The sequence below is a fragment of the Pseudomonas sp. CDFA 610 genome, from assembly GCF_021147865.1.
GTDB classification, from domain to species: Bacteria; Pseudomonadota; Gammaproteobacteria; order Pseudomonadales; family Pseudomonadaceae; genus Aquipseudomonas; species Aquipseudomonas alliivorans.
Map to the genome: position 1 here is coordinate 106,402 of NZ_JAGTPM010000014.1, position 17,884 is coordinate 124,285.

Sequence of the window (17,884 nt, forward strand, 5' to 3'; positions counted from 1 at the left end):
GGATAAATGAAACGCATGATGCTGATCGTCAGCGTATTGCTGCTTGGCGCTTGTAATACCCCATCCAGGGTCGGTCTGCCCGACGACCCGGCGCAGATCGAAGCAGGCCAGGCAGCCGGCAGGGCGCTGGCGGGCAAGCCGTTGCCACCGGAGCGTATCCGGCCGGGTGACACCTTGCGCATTGTGCGTAATACCGGAGAGTCGCCGTCCATCTCGGCGTTCACCGCCAACTCGATCTATGAGCTGACCCTGTTTCAGGTGCTCAACGACGGGACTTTTTCCTATCCGTATATAGGTACGGTCAAGGCAGCCGGTCTGACCCTCCAGCAGCTCAATGACCTGCTGGAAAGCAAGCTGCAGAACGTCTATCGCGAAACGGCCCTGACCATCAATATCTCCCAGTCTCCGGGCAATACAGTGTTCGTGGGCGGCGCAGTGCGCAACTCGGTGACCCTGCCGGTCAACGTGGCCACCAGCCTGGCTCAGGCGATTGTCGGTGCAGGCGGTGTCGCACTCGATGCCGATGCCTCTCTGGTGGCCCTGTTGCGCCAGGAAGACGACGGACTCTACAAGACCTACTTCTTTGACTACAGCAAGTTTCTCTGGGCAAGCGCGGGCGGCCCCACGGCACCCGTGCTGCTCAAGCGTGGCGACATCGTGTTCGTTCCCAAATCCACGGTCGGCAACAAGGTTGACGGCGTAACCCTGTACTTCAACCAGTTGATCCCCTTCGCGAAGTCGATCGGGCTAGGTCTGAATTACGAGTTGCGCAACAACAATTAATTGTCAGGGAAACAGACATGATCAATATCCGCTCATTTCGCGACCTGCTGCGCCTGCTGTTTATTTTTCGGCGTGAGGTCAAGATCACCGTCATAGCGACCTTCGTCGTCGTACTGCTGGGGGCCTTGCTGCTGCCCAACCGTTATGAATCCACCGCACTGCTGCTGGTCAAGCCCGGCCGGGACAGCAGCACGGTGCCCATCGAGCTGTCCAACCGTCAGGCCATCGTGGTGCCCAGCGCATTGCGCGACCCTTTGCTGGACGAGGAGCGCATGCTGACGGGACGTCCGATCATGCGCAAAGTGTCGGAGAAATACCTGGCTGAACTGTCTCGTGCCGAACCTGAATCCGGTGTTCTGGCCTCGATCAAGAACGGCCTCAAGCGTGTTGTCGGCGCAGTCGTGGACGCCGGTCGCAGCGTCCTGCAATTCATCGGACTGGTCGAAAAACGCACTCAGGCCGAACGCATGGCCGAAGACCTGGAAAAGAACTTCAAGGTCCGTCACGAACCCGGCTCATCGGTCATGGAACTGACTTTTACCTGGAATGACCCGACCACCGCCCAGACCGTGCTCAGAACCTGGATCGAAGAATATCAACTGCAACGCACCAAGACCCTGGGCCGCGTCAGCCTGTATACGTTCTACGAGTCGGAGGTGAAGAACACCGGCGACAACATCATTTCGTACAAGAAGCAGATTCAGAACTACCTGAATCAACTGAGTGCGGTGAGCATTTCCCAGCGTCTGGCCGACACCTCTCAAGGCTTGAACGACTTGCGCACCGAGCGCAACAACACGACCCGAGCCATTGCCTCTACCAAGGCAGGGCTGGATCTGTTGAAAAAACAATTGGCCGCACAGCCCAAGACGGTTTCCGCCGGACGGGAACTGACCCTCAACCCCAACCGCCAAGACCTGCAGAACCGCATCAATGGCAAGGAAGTCGAGCGTCAGGAACTGTTGCGCTCGTTCAAGGAACAGGCGCCGCCAATCCGGGCAGTGAACGAGGAAATCAACAACCTCAAAAAACTGCTCAACGAACAGGACGCCACGGTTCAACGCTCGGAAAGCATCACGCCCAACCCGATCTACAACCGCATGCAGAACGTGTATGCCGACCAGCAGACCAGCTTCGCCCGCCTGCAGACCCAACTCGCGCAGCAGAATGCCCAGATCGCCCAGCTGGAAGCCGACCGTCAACAGGCACTGAATCTGGAGCCTGAGCTTTCGCGACTGCAGAACGAGCTGGATGCCGCCGAGAAAAGCTACGCGCTGTACACCGACAGCCTGGAAAAGGCGCGCATCGACCGTGAGCTGGACAACAGCCAGATCAGCAACATCGCGACCATCGAAGAAGCCACTTACAACCCGAGCCGGGTCTTCCCGAAAAGCTTGCTGATGGTGCTGCTGGCCTTCCCGCTCAGCCTCGTGGTCGGCGCGCTGGCCCTGTACTTCTTCTACCTGCTGGATCAACGGATCCATGACGGCGACAAGATCGAGAGCACGTTCAAAGTGCCGGTCTGGACCACCCTGCCCGACCTGGAACACGCTCAGGAACGCAGCGCTGCGTTCATCTCCAACCTGCATCGGGTATACGGCATCCTGCCGCTGGATCAGGTGGATGAGAAAGGTCTGACGCTGGGCTTCACCTCGGTGAAGGCCGGCGCCGGCGTATCGTTCGTGATCGAGCGCCTGGCCGCGCTGCTGATCGAGCAGGGGCATCAGGTGCGTACCGAAAATCGGGCGCCTGCGCGGCCGGGCGAGATCGTGCTGATCAACGCCTCCGGTGTATCGACCAATCAGGAAGCCTTCGTGTTGCTGCGCAATGCCGACCTGATTCTGCTGGTGGTGCGGGCCAAGGACACCACGGTGCCAATGCTCGAAGACACCTTGCATAACCTCAATACCGCGTTCAAGAAAGTCGACGGCGTGATCATCAACCGCCGTCGCTTCGAAGTGCCCGAGAACGTGCTGAAGTTCCTCAAGCGTATCGGGAGCCGTGGCTGATGCGTATTGCCTTGCTCGCCCCCCTGCCACCGGAGCAGAACGGCATCGCCGACTATGCGGGCCATTTAAGGCATGCGCTCGAAGCGCTGGGGCTGCACGTGGTCACGCCGTTGCAGGGCGTCGGCAACGATCCACGTGCCGCCATACAACGTGTGGCCGAAATCGACTGGAGCGCAATCGACGTGGTGCATGCCGAACTGGGCGGCGGCCGGCTGGCTGAGTTCCAGGCGTTGCGTGCGTTACAGCGGGGCTTCCCCAAATTGCCGCTGACCGCCACCGTGCATGACCCGGAGCGTCTGGTCTGGCGCCGTGAAAAGCTGCCCTGGCCGCTGTCGATCGCCAGTGGCATGCGCTCTCCACTGCCTGAAATGGCCACTGTGCTGGCCGATCCGTTGTGCCTGTATGAAGAGCGGCAACTGGCCCGGCACATGACCCGCCTGGTGACACTGACGCAGGCTGGCAGCCAGAGCCTGCGTCAGCGCATGGGCCTCAAGCCTGCGCAGATGGAAGTCATCAGCCATGGCAACAGGGACATTGCTCCGGCACCGTTACCGCCGATGAAACCGCTGCGCCTGCTGTACTTCGGTTTCATCTATCGCGGCAAGGGCATCGAAGACCTGCTCGATGCACTGGCCGGGGTCTTCACCGCAAAACCGGCCTTGCGCTCGACCGTACGCCTGACCCTGGCGGGCGGCAGCGAGCCGGAAATGGCATTCGGCCCTTCCGGCAGCTATCTGGAGCAACTGAGGCTGCGTATCCGCCAACTGGGTCTGGTGGACCTGATCGACTGGCAACTGGACCTGCCTGCCGAGCAGATTCCACAGGTCATCCAGGCGCATCACGTGATGGTCTTGCCGTACCGCGAATCCAGCAAATTGAAGATCTTGGGCAAATTGCGCGGGACCAGCGGCGCGCTGTCCTGGGCCGTGGCCTGCGGTCGCGGCGTGATTACCTCCGACGCACGCTCGTTCGCCGAAGAGGTGTCGCACGGTAACGGCATGATCTATCCGCAGGGCGATGTTCAGGGGCTTGCCGATGCGCTGGTGAAAGTCTGCACCAGCCCGGAGCTTATCGCTCAGTGGGCCGAAAAGGCTTCACTGATGGGACGGGCCAGAGTCTGGAGCCACACCGCCGAGCGATTCCAGAAGGTATTCCGGCAAGCCTGCGAGGTGCATTGAAATGTCCCATCGTTCAATCGTGTGGCGATCTGTTACCGCTGCTCTGATCAGCGCCACGCTGGCCACTGCCGGTCAGGCGGCGACCGTGCTGAAAGCACCGCGTCCGGTGGTCTGGCAGGACTTTCTAGGCGTCAACGTGCAGTTCCAGTATTTTGCGCCGGACATCTACCAGCAACAGATGGCGCGTCTGGACGAGCTGGGACTGAACTGGGTCCGCCTGACCATTCACTGGCCCATCATCGAACCGCAGAAAGACAAACTGGCGCTGTCGGAACTGGACGCGGCGATGGAGGCGATCAAGGCGCACCGCTACAACACGCTTGCCTATATGGTGGGCTCGGCGCCTTTCGCCAGCAGTGCACTGGCTGGCGCGACGGGGCGTGACCAGTATCCACCCAAGGATTTTTCCATCTTCGCCGCGCGCATGGTGACCCTCGCCCAGCGCTACCCGCAGGTGAACAACTGGCAGGTATGGAACGAGCCGAATATCGTCTGGCTGCCCAAGGAAGACCCGGCAGCCTACGGTCGATTGCTGACGACCACAGCCCAGGCCCTGCGGACCGCACTGCCGGAAAAAACCATCGTGACCGCCGGCATGGCCTACTACAGCCAGATGCACAGCACGCCCGGCTACATGTTGCAGAGCCTGCTCGACGGAGGTCTGGGCACCCAGAACATCGTGGCGGCCTATCATCCGTATTCCGAATATCCCGAAGGCGACTCGGTCCAGGATCGGGACTTCCTGGTGCGGGCCAATGCCATGAATAACCTGCTGCACAGCAATGGTGTCAGTCAGGTATGGGCCACCGAGTGGGGCTGGTCGAGCTACGACGGCCCGGTGGAAATGCAAAGACTGATCGGCACGTCCGGTCAGGCCGACTACACCCTGCGTCGTCTGGCCCTGATGAGCGCTCTGGATTTCCAGCGCATCTTCCTGTTCAACCTCAGCGACCTGGACGAACGCGCCTCGGCCCGTGATCAGGGCTATGGCCTGCTGGATCTGCAAGCCAGCCCGAAGCCTGTCTACACCGCGCTGAAGAATTTCCTGACCATCACCGGACCACGCCTTACACCGACCGATCCGCCCGCCGTCAGCCAGGTGCCCGATGACCTGTATGCCGTGACCTGGAGCCGCGAAGACGGCAAGCATCTGCTGATGGTGTGGAGCGCCTCGGGCGTCAGCCTGACCTTCCCCGCCATCAACGATGCCATCGTGCACGACCCGCTGACCGGCAGCCGGATTCCATTGTCCGCCACGAAGGGCATCAGCCTGGCGCTCAAGCCGACCCTGCAAATCCTGGAATGGAAGCCCTGAACATGCGGATACTCTGGACGCTCCCGTACCTGCCCTGGCCCACCACCAGTGGCGGCAAGACCCGGGAATATCACTTGTTGCGCAATCTGGCCGCACGCGGCCATCGCATCACCTTGCTGGTGCAATCCAAGACGGCGCTGGATGACAGCTGCCGTTCGGCACTCGAGCCCTGGCTGGAGCGGCTGATCGTTATCGAGCGGCGCCCTCTGCACAGTCTCAAGACCTTGCTGGCCGTCGCGCTGGCCAAACCGCCAATGCTTGCCAGCGTCAACGGTTATGCGCCGAAACTGGAAAAGGTCTTCGAAGAACTGTTGCGTGAAGACTGGGACGTGATTCAGTTGCAGCACACCTATGCCTTCCAGCCTTTCGAGCAGGCGCTCAAACGCTCGGGCAAACCGTTCGTGCTCACCGAACACAACGTCGAATCAGACCTCGGCGCCGCCAGTTACGAGCGCATACCGCGCTGGGCCAACGCGTTCGCGGTGTATGACCGCTGGCGTTATCGCCGCTGGGAGACCCGCGTTTTCCGTCAGGCGGGTGAACTGGTCGCCGTAACCGAAGACGATGCCAAAGTTCTCTCACGCCTGAGTGGCAAGGCCACGTCTTTCGTGGTCAACAGTGTGGATTGCGGCTACTACGCCAGCGTCCATGCCGACCGCACGAGCCGTCGGTTGCTGTACATCGGCAATTACGAATACGGTCCCAACATCGACGCCATCGAATGGGCGCTGGACGAGATCATGCCCCAGGTCTGGGCCAGATCGCCCGACGTACACTTTGCCATCGGCGGTTTTGCGATGCCTGAGTCGTGGCGCGAGCGCTGGCCGGATCCACGCATCGAATGGCTCGGGTTCGTGCCAGACCTGCGCGCATTGCAGACCACCACAGCGATCTTTTTCGCCCCGCTGCGCCAGGGCGGCGGCTCGAAACTCAAAACACTGGAATCGATGGCCGCCGGACTGCCCATCATCACCACCAGCCAGGGCGTCTCGGGGCTGGCGGTCAACAACGGTGAGCATTATCTGGGCAGTGAAGAGGCCGCAGGGCTGGCGGACTTGATCATCGATAACATCGACAAGCCCACGCGCCTGGACAGAATCGGCGAAGCCGCGCGCGTGTACGCGCGCTCTCACCACGACTGGTCAGTATCGGCGTCACAACTGGAAGTCATCTACACCCGACTCACGCACACAGGCAAGGATCGCGCTCATGCGTATAGGACTTGATTACCGCGCAGCAGCCGGTTACCCCGTCAGCGGCATCGGCCGCCAGAACTTCGCGCTCGAAGAAGCGTTTCGCGCTCATCCCGACGTTCAGTTGCAACTGTTCGGCGTGGCCCCTTACAACCATCCGATCCGGCGGTTGATTCATGCGCCGCGGTGGGCCACGCCCTTGAACTCGGTACACCGGATCCCGGACCGGCTGCGCTTCGAAGGTTTATTCCTGCCGCGTGCCCTGCGCGACGCGGATATCCAGATTTACTTCGCCAACATCAATATGGGGCTGCCGCTGGGTCGTAAACCGGAGGGCCTGCGTTATGTGCTGCAGCTTCACGATGTGTTTCAGATCACTCAGCAGAACAACCATGGATCGCGCCTCAAGGCCCGTGTCTATCGACTGACTGACTACCTCTCGATTGCCCACTCGATCCGGGTTGCCGATCAGGTCTGGGTGCCGTCGAGCTACACGGCGAGCGAAGTCTTGCGTCTTTTTCCCAAAGCGCGGGACAAGATTCGCATCGTGCCGCTGCTCGTCGAGGGTTTCAAAGGTGAAGCGGCCGATATCCGTTCATTGAAACTGCCGCAGCGCTATTGGCTGTGCGTGGGCACCCGGGAGCCGCGCAAGAACATCAGATGGTTCGTCGATGCCTGGCAAACGGCGCGCATGCAATTCGTTGACACGCCGGATCTGGTGCTGGTCGGCGGTGACGAACCGCTGACCGAGGCCCAGCGTCAGCTTCAGGGCCTGCATGTACTGACCGGCCTGAGCGATGCCGAACTGCATGCCGTCTACCGCGACGCGGATCGTCTGTGGCAACCGTCACTGTGCGAAGGATTCGGCCTGCCGGTTATCGAGGCGCTGAGCGTTGGCACCCGCGTGGCCGTTGCGACCGGCTCGTCGCTGGATGAAATCTCGCCGCCCGACAGCCCGCATTTTTCGCCCACCGACAGCGCCGGCCTGATTCACCTGATGGGCACGCTGTCGAACGCCCCCGCAGAAGATCCGGTGGTATCGAAAGACTGGGCAGCCCGCTACAACCTCGACGCGTTCTGCAAGCAGGTGCATGCCACGCTTGAGGAGCTTCGCTGATGCCGATGGCCATGCCCATAGGACTGTTTTTCAGTCTCCTGTTCGGCGTGATGATCTGGATGCTGCCGGTGCCGTTCGTGTTGCTGGCGGCTGTCGGTGCCGCGTCGGTCATCACCATCATCAGACGTCCGGTACGCGGGCTGTTGCTGTTTGGGGTGATCGCGACGTTCATTCCCTACTCCACCGTACAGATCGGCATCCGTACCACGGTGTCCGAAGCCTTGATCATGCTGACCTGGGGCAGTTACCTGCTGCAGGCCGTGATCCAGCAACAGGCCCGGATTCCGAAAATGCTGCGCACCGAACGGTTGCTGGTAGCGCTGATGATGTTCAGCGCGTTCCCATTCCTGATCGGCGAACTGACCGTGGTGGCTGAAGGTAACGGTCCGATCAACTGGGTGCGCTGGCTGTTCAACCTGTCGGTTCTGTTTCTGGTACCGCGCCTGCTGGTGGACCTGCAGACGCTGGAAAAGCTTGTCATCGCTTTGCTAGGCGGCACGCTGATGCTGTTGCTGCTGTCGATCCCGATCTATGTCTTCAGCGGTTCGGCCCTGAGCATCACGCCCATCCTCAGGGTGATGGGCTACAGCGGTGCCGATGTGTTGGGTGAGGCCTTGCTGTCGCTGTCCAGCCGCATGGGCTCGCCATGGATGCACCCCAACGTGGCCGGCGGCGCACTGGCGATGCTGTTGCCGCTGGCGTTCTGTTTCGGCATGACCCGCACAGGCTCCGCCCGTGCACTGGGCCTGTCGGTCGCGGTGCTGGGTGCCCTCGGGCTGTTGCTGACCGGATCACGCGGCGCGCTGGTGAGTCTGGTGATCGTCATGCTGTGGATGACCCGCCGACGCATTCCGCATCTGGGGAGGATACTGATGGGCGGTGCGGCGGCAGGCGTGGTACTGATGATGTTCTATCCGCCGCTTCAGGAACGCCTGATGGGCCTGTTTTCCGATGACGACACCAGCACCGCGATTCGCTTTCTGGAGTACAGCCACTTCCCGGATGCCATGGCCACCTTCCCGTTCGGGATCGGCTTCAAGACCGACCCGCCGGTACTCGGTTACACCGATTTCGGGATCTCCAACCTGTGGCTGAACTTCATCTACAAGATGGGCCTGCCTGGCATGCTGCTGTTCATCGCCATCACGGTCAGTTGGTGGAAGGAAGTGCGTCCGCCCGTTGGCAGAATCGTGCTGACACCGGAAAACGCCATCAGCCTTGGCTGCATGAGCGGTGTACTGGCTGCGTTGTGCAGCGGCCTGTTCGACCACTATTTCAGTTTTACCAGCGTACTGGTCGCGCTGTTCTGGCTGTTCATCGGCATCAGCCTGCATGAAAGCAGACGCCTGCGTGCCGTAGCCGCCAGACCGCAACCATCCCCCGTCGCCTTACCCGAGCAGGGAGCCGCCACATGAAACATCGCATGATGCACTCGCACAATCTGCGCGACGCACTGCCTGATTACGCACGCAAGATGGGTGTGCCGCTTGAAGAGCTGCAATCCACCTATCAATGGATGCTGGACAACGAAGTGTGCTTCGAGACGCGCATCAAGGACACCACCCTGTCGTTCATCTGCTACCTGAACATCGAACCCAGAATCGAGCCGCCGCTGGCTCGACGCTTTTATCGCCTGCTGGCCAGCGAAACCCTCGGCGCACTGATCCCGCTGTACGGCATCAACTGGCCGACCCTGCGTGACCGGATGCTGCGCATCTGGGAGCAGGTGTACAACATCCTGATCTGCAAGATCCCCAGTCACACCCTGCGTCTGCTCTGGTTGCGCATGGGTGGCGCAAAGATCGGCAAGGGCTCGACGGTGTGGCGCAATACCGAAGTGCTGGGCGTGGACAGCCTGCGCATCGGCAACGACACCACGGTGGGCTGGCATTGCCAATTGGATGCACGGGGCGGTCTGGTGATCGGTGATCACGTCACCATCGCTTCCCACGTACTGATCATCGCCGGAGGGCATGACGTCAACGAGCCTGAATTCTGGGCCGTAGGCGGTCCGGTGTTCATCGGTGACTACGCGTGGATCTGCAGCCGCGCCTTGCTGTCGTTCGGGGCCGACATTGGCGAAGGCGCCGTGGTCGGCGGCAACAGCGTGGTCTCCAAGCCGGTGCCGCCCTACGCCATCGTCAGCGGTCCGAATGCCGAAATCAAAGGCGAGCGCGCGCGCAATCTCAACTACAAGGTGGGCGGCAAAGGCCTGTTCACCCTGTTTCACTGACAGAAACGACGACCATGTTGGGTTCGACACTGTGGCTGACCCTGGCCACCCTCACTGGACTGGCGGCTGGCTTCGCCCGCGAGTGGCTGCTGGTTGCCGCCTGGGGTGCCAGCGGGCAAAGCGATGCGTTTCTGGTGTCGATGTTTCTGCCGGAGGCCCTGCGCATGTCGCTGGCCGCCGGGCTGCTCAGCGCCGCGGCCCTGCCCTTGTACCAACAACGCTCAGCGGACGGGCAACAACGCTGGCTGGGCGCAATGGTGCCGCGCCTGACACTGGCTGGCGTCCTGCTCAGCGCGCTGCTGGTGGTGGGTGCCGGTCTGCTGGTGCGCCTGATCGGACCGGGTCTGGATGCAGACGGCTACGCCCAGGCAAGCAGTGGCCTGCGCTGGCTGGCCTGGTGCGCGCCGGGCTTCATGCTGCACGGCCTGCTCTGTGTGCCGCTGCAGGCGCGCTCGCGATTTGTGCTGGCAGGGCTGGGGTCGTTGCTGTTCAACCTGCCGCCGGTGATCTATCTCGCCACTCTCGGCCATGCCGCCACCCCCACGGGACTGGCCAGCGCCTGCGTGTCGGGCAGCCTGCTGATGCCCGCCGTGCTGTTGCCGAGCCTGTATCGCTCAGGCTGGCGACCCTGGCAGTGGAAGGCTGAATCGGGTGTGGTGCGTGAACTGTTGCAACGCATCGGGCCGCTGTTGAGCAGCAATATGGCCAGTCAGGGCCTGGCGCTGCTGGAACGCATGGTCGCATCGCTGCTGGGTGAAGGGGCTGTGACTTGGGTCAATCTGGCGCGCAAGCTCATCAACCTGCCGTTGATCGCCTTGATGAGCCTGAATCAGGTGCTGCTGGGATTGATGAGTGGCAGCGCGGGCGATCAACGGCTGACCTTGCTGAAACGGGGACTGGGCAGCGCGACACTGCTGACCCTGCCTGCCGTCACGGGCCTGATCGGCGCAGCGGGCGCACTGGTGGTTCTGCTGTTGCCCAACCAGACCCACGACGGTCCGCTGCCGGGCTTGCTCGCGTGGTTTGCCGTGCCACTGATGTTCGGCGCCTGGAATGCCTTGTTGGCGCGTTACGCCTATGCTGCCGGAGACACGCGCCTGCCGCTCAACTGTGAGCTGATCGGCAGCCTGTGCAACGCCGTATTACTGGGCCTGTTGCCGCTTATGTTCGGGTTGACCGGCATCGCCATCGCCGCGCTGGGCGGCGCACTGGTGACCGGCCTGCTGCTGATGCGCCGCCAGTCGCTGCTGAGCGTTCTTCCGTGGCGCAGTCACTGGCTGCTGGCAGCAGGGTTGATGACCGTGGCTGCGCTGATGCTGCATCCGTTGCAGGATACCTGGCTGCAGCTGGGGCTTAGCTGCACCTATGGCGCGCTGTTGCTGGTGGGGTTGGCGCTGTGGCTGAAGCCGTGGCGAGTCGTGATTGATCAGGCCTGAAGCAGCGCTGTCGCGTGGCAGACGCCTGACCATTGAAGGCGGGTTTTCCTCTGATCACGCCTCACCCGCTGATTCCCTGCATTGCTCACTGAACCGCTGCAGACGGGTCGAGACAAACTTGTCGCGATGACGAATCAGGAAGAACCGGCGGGTCAGCGGTGGCAAGGGGCTGTTGAGCAACTGCAGCTCTCCGCTCGCCAACAGGTCAGCCACTACCCGGCGGGACAGACAACTGATGCCGATCCCTTGAGCCAGGGTACGTTTGATCGCTTCCGAGCTGCCCATCTGACGCATGTCTTCAAGGTCATGAAGGTGCCTGAGTAACAGATGCTCCACCTCGCCACGCGTCCCCGAACCGGGCTCGCGCAACAGCCACTCGGCGTGTTGCAGATCACTCAGCGACACCTGCTTCTGCACAGCCAGCGGGTGATCACGTCCGGCAACAATGACCATTTCATCGACCAGCCAGGGTTCGGCGATCAGTTCGGGCAGATGACACGGCGCCTCGATCATCCCCATGTCGATCTCGAATTGCGCCACCTTGCGAGCAATCAGAGCGCTGTTGCCGATGTCCATGTCCACCCGCAAGGAAGGCGACGAAGTACGCAGCGCCGCAACGATCTGTGGCAAAACATAATTGGCGATGGTGCTGCTGCAGCCGATCCGTAACCGGGTTTTCAGACCGGCATCGGGCAACAGGAAGCCGTCTTCGATCTGCTGGGCACTTTCCAGGATCTGCCGGGCCTGGGGCAGCAACGCATGTCCATTGTCGTTCAGAACAAGCCGCTTGCCGACCCTATCGAAAAGCCGGGTACCCAACGCGCCTTCCAGCTCGTTCAAGGCGGCACTGGTCGCCGATTGCGAAAGTGACACGGCAAGGCCTGCGCCAATGGTGCTGCCGTGCTGGGTAACGGCGCAGAAGATTTGCAACTGCCGCAGGTTGAGTTTCAAACGATGACTCCCGTAGACGTATCTACCTGAATAACAGGTAACTGGAATCGAGATTACCCGTTTAGAGAATTATTCGCACACCCGTAGACTGCGCCGGTCAATCACCGCTGCCCACAGGAGAACGTCATGAGCAGGCTTGCAACCGTCATAGAGGGCATTGCTCCCCTCGCCTCGCTATCGAGCCCGCGCGAAGCTGTAAGGCAATTCACCCCCAACTGGTTCGCCGTAACCATGGGCACAGGCGTTTTATCGCTGGCGCTTGCCCAACTGCCCGGCGACATCGCATTGCTGCGCAATGTGGGCGAAGTCCTGTGGCTCTTCAACATCGGCCTGTTCGTGCTGTTCAGCGTCATGTACGCCAGCCGCTGGCTGCTGTTCTTCGATGAAGCGCGGCAGGTGTTCGGGCATTCGACGGTGTCGATGTTCTTCGGCACGATCCCCATGGGCCTGGCGACGATCATAAGCGGTCTCCTGGTGTTCGGACCCGAGCGCTGGGGTGACGGGGTGATCCCAGTAGCAGAAGCCCTGTGGTGGCTGGATGTGGCGATGGCCATGGCCTGCGGTGTGTTGATCCCGTTCATGATGTTCACACGCCAGGAGCACAGCATCGAAAAGATGACCGCTGTCTGGCTGTTGCCCGTGGTCGCAGCAGAAGTTGCCGCTGCCTGCGGCGGCCTGCTGACCCCGCACCTCACCGACACCGCCTCGCAATTCACCGTGCTGATCACCAGCTACGTGCTTTGGGCCTACTCGGTGCCGGTGGCGTTGAGCATTCTGGTGATCCTGTTGCTGCGCCTGGCATTGCACAAACTGCCTCATGAAAGCATGGCCGCCTCGAGCTGGCTGGCGCTGGGCCCCATCGGGACGGGCGCGCTGGGCATGCTGGTGATGGGCAGCGATGCACCTCAGGTGTTCGTCGCGCACGGACTGGCGTCGGTCGGCGAGGTGGCCGCAGGTATCGGCGTGATTGTCGGCACGCTGTTCTGGGGCCTCGGCCTGTGGTGGATGGCGCTGGCTGCGTTGATCACGCTGCGTTATTTCAAGGCCGGTATCGAGTTCAATCTGGGCTGGTGGGCCTTCACCTTTCCGCTTGGGGTATATGCGCTGGCCACGCTGAAACTGGGGTCAACCCTGCAACTGGGCTTCTTCGACCGTTTCGGCATGGCGCTGGTCGCCCTGCTGGTGCTGATGTGGACGCTGGTTGCAACCCGAACGGTGGCAGGCGCATGGCAAGGTCATCTGTTCGTTTCACCTTGTATTGCCACTTGCCAGAACAGCCGCGCTAAAGGTCAATCTGCCGAGGCACCGAACACACCTCTTTAAGGGTCTGGCGCAGCCAGCGGTGCGCCGGGTCTTTGTCGAAGCGCGGGTGCCAGGCCTGGTTGACCGACACGGTTTCCAGCGCCAGGGGAATGGCGAAGGCACGCATCTTGAGACCCAGTTGCTTCAGGCCCCAAAGCACTGGCTCAGGCAACGACAGGATCAGATCGGACTCGGCCACCCCGAAAATCGCCGAGTGAAAATGCGGTGTAATCAGCGCGATACGCCGTTCAAGGCCCAGCTCTGCCAGTGCCGGATCGATCGGCCCCCGAGCACGCCCCCTGCGAGACACGCTGACGTGATCGAACCCGGCGAATCGCTCGGGTGTGATCGGCCCGTCGAAGATGGGATGCCCTTCACGCGCAAGACCGCAGAAGCGGGTGTTGAACAGGTTCTGAATCTTGATCTCCGGACCGAAATTGAGCCGTGACGAGATGTACAGGTCGATCCGCCCTTCACGCAACGCATCATCGTCGTCGGCTCCTTCGGGCACGAACCGCATGGTGCATCCGGGCGCACCGGCGCGGATCGCCTCCAGCACACGCGCGCCGAACGAGCCGAAGAACACGTCGTTGGAGCGCACATTGAAGCAGCGCTCCAGGGTGCTCATCTCCACTTCATCGCGGGCCTGAAACACCTGCGCGGCCTGTTCGACCAATTCGCGCACCTGCGCCTGCATGGCCAGCGCACGCGGCGTAGGCACCAACCCGCGTCCGGCACGTACCAGCACAGGATCGCCGGTGGCTTCACGAATCCGCGTCAGTGTGCGACTCATGGCCGCCGGGCTCAAGTGCATGCGCCGCGCCGCGCCCACGACGCTGCCTTCATCGAGCAAGGCATCAAGGGCGATCAACAGGTTCAGATCGGGCAACTGCATAAGGCTATCCGCTGGCAAGGTTCGCCGATGATAGCGCGACTGGTCCGCCCAGGCAGACTGTGTGTGGTCACCCGCCGGGCAAATTCCTTGAACTAAAGCGGCCGCTGAAGCGCCTCATTCAGACACTTCAGCGCAGAGCCTACTCATGCACACCTCACACTTCGCCGACAACCACGGCGCGCGCGACCGGCGCATCGTCATCAATACCTACACCACGGTACTGCGCAGGCCCGGCGTGCCCCACGAACTTTTCGCCACTTACTGGCGTGACGTGCACGGCCCTTTGTGCGCACGTCTCGATGGCCTTGGCTGGTACGTGCAACACCACCTGTCCCGCGAACAGGACGCTCATCTTTGGCCGATCATCGAAGGCGTCAAGCCACTGGAAGGCTACGTGCTGGATGGCGGCGTGGAGATCGGCTTTCTATCGGCCGAAGACCAGCAGCGCTTCCAGAAAGCCAGCTCGATTCTGTTTTCCGATGAGCAGAACATGTTCGAGGAGACCCTGGCCTATGATGTGCCGGACGGTTCCAGCACGCTGATGGATCGCCTGCCCGACCCGTCCCCCAACGAAACCTCGACACTGGATCGCCTGCACCTGCACTTTCATCTGAATCCCGACAACCTTGCCGTCGCACGCCAGGCCATCGACACCCTGGCTCGCGATCTGGCCGGTCTGGACGACGTACTCAAACTGCGCCTGCACCTTGCAGAACCCTACGACAACGACCAGCCCGCCCCACCGGCCCCGGACGTCGCTCATTACGCCAGCGAGCCTCGCCTGAACATCGTGTTCATGGAACTGACCTTCGAATCCGCCTGGGCCCGGCGCACCTGCTATGCCAGCGAACGCTTCAAGGCACTCACCCATGGCATCAGTGCCCACGTCAGCCACATCACCCCGTTTGGCGTCAGCGGCGTCTACACCTACGTACGTGACGGGGCCATGACCACAGCCGGTATACGGGGCAGTCGTCAGGCCGAACTGATTCGGCAGTTGGGCGCTATCAACCAGACGCAGCCTGAAGTCGAAACGCTGTTCGGTGCAACCCGGCCCGATGAAACACCCGCCGAGTGACAGCAGGACGACCGGCTTCTATGCTGATCGCCCTTTTCAGCCTGATCGCGGATACCCATGAGATCCACTTCAACCCTGAGCGCCCGTGAGGTCTATCAACGCTTGAAAGAGGCAGCGCTGGGTGTTCGTTCGTTGCGCCGCCTCGATGATTGCAAGTCGAATCCGATCAGGATCGACATCGAAGGCTGGCGCCTGACGCTGGAAATCTCGGGCAGTCGCGTGACGGGTTGCCTGCATTGCCTGAATGCAGACGGCCAGCAAGGAACCGCCGAAGACTGGCCACGCACCGACCCGGTGAGCCTGCTCAGTGGATGGGAGCAGGCGCAGATCGAGGGCCTACTGGGTCAGATGGATTGATCATGATTCCTGCCGCGTCACGTCTGCGAAAACACCCCGCGCCCCAGCTCAAGCGCCCTCGCCAGCGTGACGGCAGGGTCCGCGGTCTCGGAATCCAGCAACAACGCTGATTGCAGGACAGGCGCGCCGCAATAGCCAAAGATGCCGTGGTCGATCTGGGTCTTGATGGCCTGTTCGTAACCGTGTCTTTCATAAGTGTCTGCGTCGACACCGCCCACTCCGACAAGATGCACCTTCATGTGCCCGAGCTTTCTCACCAGACCTGTGTCAGGGCTGAAGTCGAATGCCCAGCCGCTGATGAATACGCGGTCGATCCAGCCTTTCATGAGAGCCGGCATCGACCACCAATAAATCGGATACACCAGCACCAACGCGTCGGCACGGTCGATCCGTGCCTGTTCGGCGAGCACGTCGGCGGGTGGGCGGGCCTGTTCGCGATGTACCCTGTGATCATCCACGGTGAACACCGGTTTGAAGCCTTCGGCAAACAGATCGACGATTTCGGCGCTGTGACCGGCGCCAGTCTGTGAAATCCCCACCGCAACATGACGAGCGACGTTCTGGCTGAGCGATGCAGGGTCGTAATGGGCAACGATGATAAGCGCGTGCACATGAATCTCCTGATGATGGATAGCCGGTACTACCTTATGTACCTGACAAAGCAAAATAGCGCTTCTGGGCAAATCCGCAGCGCGTGTGCACGAATACGGCTAAATTCTGCTCCACAGCGTCCGCGACTTTGGCTAGACTCCGCTGACTGCTGAAACGTTTAATCCAGTCCAGCACGCCCATAATTCCAATAAGTCAAAAGGACAAAGCATCATGAAAACCCTTCCCCTGCTGGCGGGCCTCAGTGCCCTTTCCCTCGCGTCCAGCGCCTTTGCCTGGGACTACGTTCTGCTCGACACCGACAAGGCTGCGCAGAACCAGCAGATCACCAGCAAGCAACTGGGCGTCAAGACCGACAAGCCGTTCACCGTTACCCTGCGCACCCTGCATGGCGGTCGCCAGGAAGGCGTGAGCATCATCGATATCGACAATGGCACCATGAAGCTCTCGGTCGTGCCGACGCGCGGCATGAACGTGCTGCAGGCTTCGGTTGGCGATGTGCGCATGGGCTGGGACTCGCCGGTCAAGGATGTGGTCAACCCGGCGTTCATCGAACTCAACGGTCGCGGTGGACTGGGCTGGCTGGAAGGGTTCAACGAACTGGTTACCCGTTGCGGCTACGAATGGGTCGGCCATCCAGGCATGGACAACGGCGAATTGCTGACCCTGCACGGTCGCGCCGCCAATATCCCGGCCAGCAAGGTGACGCTGCACATTGACGAGAAGCCTCCTTACGCGATCCGCCTCAAGGGCGAACTCAAGGAGCAGGCGTTCAAGAAGGTCGACTTCTCGGTTCAGACCGAACTGGTCACCGAGCCAGGCAGCACCCGCTTCTCGCTGAACGACACGCTTACCAACAACGGCGACTATCCGAAGGAATATCAGGCGCTGTACCACAGCAACTTCAGCACGCCATTTCTGGAACAGGGCGCGCGCTTCGAAGCGCCGGTCAAGCAGGTATCGCCGTTCAACGAAAAGGCCAAGGGTGATCTGGGCGACTGGCAGACCTACCGCGGGCCGACTCCGGACTACGACGAAACTGTCTACAACATCGTGCCGTACGGCGATGCCAAGGGCGATACTGTCACTGTGCTGCACAACAAGGCAGGCAGCCTGGGCGTGGCGGTAGGTTTCAATACCCAGCAGCTGCCAGTGTTCTCTCTGTGGAAAAACACTGACACCAAGGGCCAGGGCTATGTGACGGGTCTTGAGCCTGGCACCAGCTTTTCCTACAACCGCCGCTTCCAGCGTCCGCTGAATCTGGTGCCGACCATCGCGCCGAAGGAGCAGCGCCAGTTCCAGATCAGCTACAGCCTGCTGGCGGACAAGGGCGCCGTCGACAAGGCACTGGGCCAGATCAAGACGATTCAGGACGGCCGAGACACCGAAGTGCGTCAGGAGCCGCTGGTGGACCTGACCAAGGAATGA

Annotated in this window: 16 protein-coding genes; 13 read left to right on the forward strand and 3 right to left on the reverse strand. The window is 61.4% G+C overall.

The genetic code is table 11. The features are described from left to right. Window positions 1–6: 6 nt before the first annotated feature. The 9 genes from KDX39_RS24110 to KDX39_RS24150 are packed head-to-tail and all read left to right on the forward strand — an operon-like array spanning window position 7 to window position 11,264. Window positions 7–783, forward strand: a complete 777-nt coding sequence (locus KDX39_RS24110; RefSeq protein WP_099228431.1) for a polysaccharide biosynthesis/export family protein — start codon at window positions 7–9, stop codon at window positions 781–783. Window positions 784–800: 17 nt separating this feature from the next. Then, window positions 801–2,792: a GumC family protein gene (locus tag KDX39_RS24115; protein ID WP_231662064.1), complete on the forward strand. Its 1,992-nt coding sequence runs from the start codon at window positions 801–803 to the stop codon at window positions 2,790–2,792. Further along, on the forward strand, window positions 2,792–3,970 hold the full coding sequence (locus tag KDX39_RS24120) for a glycosyltransferase (protein WP_210074397.1): 1,179 nt from the start codon (window positions 2,792–2,794) through the stop codon (window positions 3,968–3,970). Before KDX39_RS24115 ends, KDX39_RS24120 begins: the two co-directional genes overlap by 1 nt. Window position 3,971: 1 nt before the next feature. Next, the gene (locus KDX39_RS24125) at window positions 3,972–5,285 is read left to right on the forward strand and encodes a cellulase family glycosylhydrolase (RefSeq protein ID WP_231662065.1); all 1,314 of its coding nucleotides are present in this window, start codon (window positions 3,972–3,974) and stop codon (window positions 5,283–5,285) included. A gap of 2 nt (window positions 5,286–5,287) precedes the next feature. Then, window positions 5,288–6,511: a glycosyltransferase family 4 protein gene (locus KDX39_RS24130; RefSeq protein WP_231662066.1), complete on the forward strand. Its 1,224-nt coding sequence runs from the start codon at window positions 5,288–5,290 to the stop codon at window positions 6,509–6,511. After that, entirely contained in the window at window positions 6,495–7,595 is a 1,101-nt protein-coding gene (locus tag KDX39_RS24135) for a glycosyltransferase family 4 protein (RefSeq protein ID WP_231662067.1), read from the forward strand. The genes KDX39_RS24130 and KDX39_RS24135 overlap by 17 nt, the downstream gene beginning before the upstream one ends. After that, window positions 7,595–9,010: an O-antigen ligase family protein gene (locus tag KDX39_RS24140; protein ID WP_231662068.1), complete on the forward strand. Its 1,416-nt coding sequence runs from the start codon at window positions 7,595–7,597 to the stop codon at window positions 9,008–9,010. Before KDX39_RS24135 ends, KDX39_RS24140 begins: the two co-directional genes overlap by 1 nt. Then, complete coding sequence (locus tag KDX39_RS24145; protein ID WP_231662069.1) at window positions 9,007–9,828, forward strand: acyltransferase; 822 nt, start codon at window positions 9,007–9,009, stop codon at window positions 9,826–9,828. The genes KDX39_RS24140 and KDX39_RS24145 overlap by 4 nt, the downstream gene beginning before the upstream one ends. 14 nt (window positions 9,829–9,842) lie before the next feature. After that, complete coding sequence (locus KDX39_RS24150; RefSeq protein ID WP_231662070.1) at window positions 9,843–11,264, forward strand: lipid II flippase MurJ; 1,422 nt, start codon at window positions 9,843–9,845, stop codon at window positions 11,262–11,264. Between the two features lie 54 nt (window positions 11,265–11,318). Here the strand turns inward: KDX39_RS24150 and KDX39_RS24155 are convergent, their stop codons facing one another. Continuing rightward, entirely contained in the window at window positions 11,319–12,215 is an 897-nt protein-coding gene (locus tag KDX39_RS24155) for a LysR family transcriptional regulator (RefSeq protein WP_231662071.1), read from the reverse strand. A 126-nt stretch (window positions 12,216–12,341) separates the two neighbouring features. On the opposite strand from KDX39_RS24155, the gene KDX39_RS24160 reads away from it, so the two are divergent. Continuing rightward, window positions 12,342–13,538 carry a TDT family transporter gene (locus KDX39_RS24160; protein ID WP_231662072.1) on the forward strand — a complete coding sequence of 399 codons (1,197 nt, stop codon included), beginning with the start codon at window positions 12,342–12,344 and terminating at the stop codon, window positions 13,536–13,538. On the opposite strand, the gene KDX39_RS24165 is transcribed toward KDX39_RS24160, so the two are convergent. Continuing rightward, window positions 13,498–14,412, reverse strand: a complete 915-nt coding sequence (locus tag KDX39_RS24165; RefSeq protein WP_231662073.1) for a LysR family transcriptional regulator — start codon at window positions 14,410–14,412, stop codon at window positions 13,498–13,500. The genes KDX39_RS24160 and KDX39_RS24165 overlap by 41 nt on opposite strands. Window positions 14,413–14,557: 145 nt before the next feature. On the opposite strand from KDX39_RS24165, the gene KDX39_RS24170 reads away from it, so the two are divergent. Further along, a complete protein-coding gene (locus tag KDX39_RS24170) occupies window positions 14,558–15,490 on the forward strand; it encodes a hypothetical protein (RefSeq protein WP_231662074.1) in 933 nt (310 codons plus the stop codon). 57 nt (window positions 15,491–15,547) lie between these two features. Further along, complete coding sequence (locus KDX39_RS24175) at window positions 15,548–15,847, forward strand: DUF7693 family protein (protein ID WP_231662075.1); 300 nt, start codon at window positions 15,548–15,550, stop codon at window positions 15,845–15,847. Between the two features lie 17 nt (window positions 15,848–15,864). Here the strand turns inward: KDX39_RS24175 and KDX39_RS24180 are convergent, their stop codons facing one another. Continuing rightward, the gene (locus KDX39_RS24180; RefSeq protein ID WP_231662076.1) at window positions 15,865–16,458 is read right to left on the reverse strand and encodes an NAD(P)H-dependent oxidoreductase; all 594 of its coding nucleotides are present in this window, start codon (window positions 16,456–16,458) and stop codon (window positions 15,865–15,867) included. 211 nt (window positions 16,459–16,669) lie between these two features. Here KDX39_RS24180 and KDX39_RS24185 point away from each other — a divergent pair, with 211 nt between their 5' ends. After that, on the forward strand, window positions 16,670–17,884 hold the full coding sequence (locus tag KDX39_RS24185; RefSeq protein WP_099228417.1) for an aldose 1-epimerase family protein: 1,215 nt from the start codon (window positions 16,670–16,672) through the stop codon (window positions 17,882–17,884).